1 protein-coding gene is annotated in these 1,833 nt (G+C 70.1%); it reads right to left on the minus strand.

The window, feature by feature from the left end:
• Positions 1-191: 191 nt before the first annotated feature.
• Positions 192-1,833 (minus strand): transglutaminase family protein (locus AC27VN_RS40360; protein WP_490880347.1); only part of this gene is annotated, 1,642 nt, incomplete at its 5' end.

The following is a 1,833-nucleotide window of genomic DNA, read 5'->3' on the forward strand; positions in this document are numbered from 1 at the left end:
AAAATCCAGCGCCTGGGCATCGAACAGGGATTCGTTGAGGGGTTCCACAGGGTTGGGATTGTCACATTGCCGTCACCGGCCCCGGTGGCGATGGCGTGCGAAATGCCCGCCGCAGCCATCGGTGTGGGCGCCACGACACAGCCGGCCGTCCGGCCCGCCACCCCGAAGGGCCGGCGGGCGCGCGGCGCCGCTCAGCGCCGCAGGTCGAGCGTGAACGGGAATTCGCGGCTACCCGGCACCTCGATGGTGGCAGCCGGCGTGCGCATCAGCCCCGGCGTGTGGCCGGTGCGCGTGAAGCGCGACAGGCGCCGGCTCTCGGCCTCGTAGGCATTGACCGGGAAGGTCTCGTAGTTGCGTCCGCCCGGATGGGCCACGAAGTACTGGCAGCCGCCCAGCGAGCGCTTCATCCAGGTGTCGACCAGGTCCACCGTCAGCGGCGCATGGGCCTTGATGCTCGGATGCAGCGCCGAGGGCGGGTTCCAGGCCTTGTAGCGCACGCCGGCCACGAACTCGCCGGTCACGCCCGTGGGCTGCAGCGGCAGCACGCGGCCGTTGACGGTGACCACGTGGCGGCTCTCGTTGAGGCCGGTCACGCGCACCTCGATGCGCTCGAGCGAGGAGTCGACGTAGCGCACCGTGCCGCCGGCCGAGCCCTCCTCGCCCATCACGTGCCAGGGCTCGAGCGCGTTGCGCAGCGAGAGCTCGACGCCCATCGCCTGCACCTGGCCCACGAGCGGGAAGCGGAACTCGAAGTGCGGCGCGAACCAGTCGGGATCGAAGGCGAAGCCGGCCTGGCGCATCTCGCTGATGACGTCGTCGAAGTCCATCTTGACGAAGGTCGGCAGCAGGAAGCGGTCGTGCAGCTCGGTGCCCCAGCGCGTGACGGGCGCCTTGTAGGGCTCGTCCCAGAAGCGCGCCACCAGCGCGCGGATCAGCAGCTGCTGCGCGATGCTCATGCGCGCATGCGGCGGCATCTCGAAGGCGCGCAGCTCGAGCAGGCCGAGGCGGCCGGTGCTGGAGTCGGGCGAGTAGAGCTTGTCGATGCAGAACTCGCTGCGGTGCGTGTTGCCCGAGACGTCGATCAGGATGTTGCGCAGGGTGCGGTCGACCAGCCAGGCCGGCATGTGCTGGCCGTAGAGCTCGCGGTTCTTCGCGATCTCCTTGAGCGCGATCTCGAGCTCGTAGACCTGGTCGTTGCGCGCTTCGTCCACGCGTGGCGCCTGGCTGGTCGGGCCGATGAACATGCCCGAGAACAGGTAGCTCAGCGAGGGATGGTTGTGCCAGTACAGCAGCAGGCTGGCCAGCAGCTCGGGCCGACGCAGGAAGGGGCTGTCGGCCGGCGTGGCGCCGCCCATCACGAAGTGGTTGCCGCCGCCGGTGCCGGTATGGCGGCCGTCGGTCATGAACTTCTCGGCCGACAGCCGGGTCTCGAACGCGGCCTGGTAGAGGAATTCGGTGTGGTCGACCAGTTCCTTCCAGTTGTGGGCCGGATGGATGTTGACCTCGATCACGCCGGGGTCGGGCGTGACCTGCAGCATCTTCAGGCGCGGATCGCGCGGCGGCGGATAGCCTTCCATCACGATGCGCACGCCGAGCTCGCGCGCGGTGGCTTCCACGGCGGCGACCAGGTCGAGGTAGTCCTCCAGGCGCGCCAGCGGCGGCATGAAGACGTAGAGCACGCCCGAGGCGCTGCCCTTCTTCTCGGCCGCCGGGCCGTTGGCGCGGCGCGGGTCGCGCACCTCGACGCACAGCGCGGTGCGCGTGACCCAGTGGGCCGATTCGCCGCGCAGCGGCTGGCGCGTGGCGGCGGTGTCGAGGGCGGCGTCGGCATCG

The sequence above is a fragment of the Variovorax sp. 20P10.2.4 genome (genome assembly GCF_058244205.1).